Consider the following 425-nt stretch of genomic DNA (forward strand, 5'->3'; position numbering starts at 1 on the left):
CTGTTTTCCATGACAGATACCAGATCCGCATCAAAATTGGATGAACTAACCGTAGCTTTACCGTTTTTATCGACACGCAAACCGATAAACAGCGCATCATCCATGGAGGCATACGCCCTGGTAGCTTCTTTACGCCAGTTTGATAGAACTGAGTTTGGTACCACGATAAAAGTTTTATTCTTAACACCAATGCTTTGCACGTATTGGATGGCAGATAATGCTGCGAAGGTCTTACCTAGTCCGACTCCGTGACCATTAATACCCTCAAAATTGCGGCTCATACGACGCACAAAAGCGTTCTGGTAGCCGTGCAGCGTAATATCTCCACTCATTCCTGCGATCACTAGCGGCGATTCGTCATCAGGTTGTCTGAAGCGCAATTTGGACGGATCACCTGCCTTGGCTTGCATCCTGTCCATGATGGT

1 protein-coding gene is annotated in these 425 nt (G+C 46.8%); it reads right to left on the reverse strand.

Features of this window, described 5'->3' with window-relative positions; all coding sequences use genetic code 11:
• Positions 1-425, reverse strand: a 425-nt coding sequence (locus C7H79_RS18225) for an SNF2-related protein (protein WP_172592508.1), incomplete at both ends; no start/stop codon positions are given.

Source organism: Nitrosomonas supralitoralis (assembly GCF_003011925.2).
Taxonomy (GTDB): domain Bacteria; phylum Pseudomonadota; class Gammaproteobacteria; order Burkholderiales; family Nitrosomonadaceae; genus Nitrosomonas; species Nitrosomonas supralitoralis.